Consider the following 1804-nt stretch of genomic DNA (forward strand, 5'->3'; position numbering starts at 1 on the left):
GCATCGTGTGTCCACCCTAGATCCGGCCAGGTCATCATGCAGACAGAAGTATGGAGATCTCCACTCTCGCAGAAGTCGAGGTACTGACTATCCTTAAACAGGTTCCAAATAATTGCTCCAACTCCTCGAGCCTCGGCCTGCTCCAAGTCAATGTAAGCGAACTTTTTCCCTGGGTCAGCGACAAAAATCCTTCGCATTTCTCCCGTAATGTTTTGGAGATTTGTTCCAGTTCCGAAGCACGACTGGTAGGAGGATAGCCTACCAGTCTCAGTTCCACCGATATTGAAAGAGGTCCGTATCCTGCCATCGGGATCAATCCCAGTCTTCAAGAAACCTAGTTTCTTCCGTACGTCCTGCAGAGCTAGGATGTGGTTACAGATAGGCTCGGCGTAGAAGTTGGAACGTAACCGTTCTAGTGCTTTGCGGTTCGTCGTGATCTTGCCTTTCTCACGGACTGGCGGGAGCCGTAAGACTTCATATAGGAGGAACTGTTTTTGTTGCCAGGATCCGACGTTGATCGGGCTGACGCCGAGCCCTTCTTGAACGATGGTGTCGAAGATGGATTGAAGTTCGTTCCTGATCCCTTCGTAGTACGCGTAGACTTTCGTCCTTTCTGTTTGGTCAACGAGAACTCCCCTGCATTGCATTTCGAGGATGGGAGCTTGAAGCGCCCGTTCAAAGTCATAAATTCTTTCTGTCACCTCATTCAGTTGAGGAAGAAGTGCCTCCAGCACTTCCAACGTAACGCAGGAGTCCAGGCCGTTATAGACTTGCTCGGCTACCGCCGCGGAGTTGGGGTGGGGCTGATCAGTCCTCCAGATCACGGCCATTAAGCCGCTGGCCTCCGCCAAATGAAGAAGGGTTCAATCCCTATTCGGTGGATCGGGCCATGACTTGTCACGGTGGTCGGAGCGTCCCACATTTCTAGATACTCCCAACCCATTCCGCCCATAGCGTTCAAAGAGTCGAAACCGGCTGTCACCATGAAATCCCACTTTGGCCCTGTATAGTCGGGCGGTGGAAGATCGTCACGGGGCTTCGCCTTTGTGTGGCGGGGTTCTTCTCGAGGAAGGGTATGAGGTTCCCTGGGCGTGAACGGTTCCTTAGACATTATTCTTCATCCTCTCTCCGCTCCATGTGTTTGCCGCGTGGGCGGAGAGGCTTCCACGCGATCTATTTCAGAAGTCTATTAGCTTCGCCGCTTCTGTTCTCCTGTGTAGCAGTAAGTGGTAGGCTTGGTTTGGACAGATCACCAAATTGAATGGGGTAAAGTTGTCTAACGGATCCTCGTTCATGTGGTGTACGACTGCGCCGTTAGGTAACGGTTTACCCAAGGCTTTTTCGGCGACGGCTATGTGTTCATAAACACGCCTGCCATTTACAGTAATGAGCTTATATCCAGCAGCGTTTATAGCGCCTGTACCATTCGCTCGACGAACTAAGTTTGGTGTTCCATGCCGCCGTACTCTGTTTCCGTGGGCACTGCACATACCATTATCTTTAGCGAGCTTGTTGCATCCCTCTACAGAACAGGTTTGATCTGGAGCATACTTAACTAGTTCGTTAAGATTGAGGTCTGTATCACCGTGCCGCCACTGTCGTTTGTAGTGCATTCCACACATACCTTTACACTTATATTTAGCTTCGGTTTGGCAGCCGGAGACTGAACACTTCATTCTTCGTCTTCTCGTCTCTCTGAGTGTTTACCGCGTGGACGCAAGGGTTTCCATGCCCGTTCGTTAGTGTATATACTTCCTAAAAACCCCAACGACTTGGGGGACTCGGGATGCATAGAGTGATGCAG

Annotated in this window: 2 protein-coding genes; both read right to left on the bottom strand. The window is 50.9% G+C overall.

From position 1 onward, the window contains the following. On the bottom strand, positions 1-830 hold an 830-nt coding region (locus VH187_RS11615), incomplete at its 3' end, for a DNA polymerase (RefSeq protein WP_329701608.1). A 348-nt stretch (positions 831-1178) separates the two neighbouring features. Then, positions 1179-1676 (bottom strand): HNH endonuclease, encoded by a 498-nt coding sequence (locus tag VH187_RS23480; protein ID WP_414713934.1) that lies wholly within the window; start codon positions 1674-1676, stop codon positions 1179-1181. Positions 1677-1804 lie beyond the last annotated feature (128 nt).

Origin of the sequence: Scandinavium sp., assembly GCF_036271055.1 — a bacterium.
In the GTDB taxonomy this organism is placed as follows: domain Bacteria; phylum Pseudomonadota; class Gammaproteobacteria; order Enterobacterales; family Enterobacteriaceae; genus Scandinavium.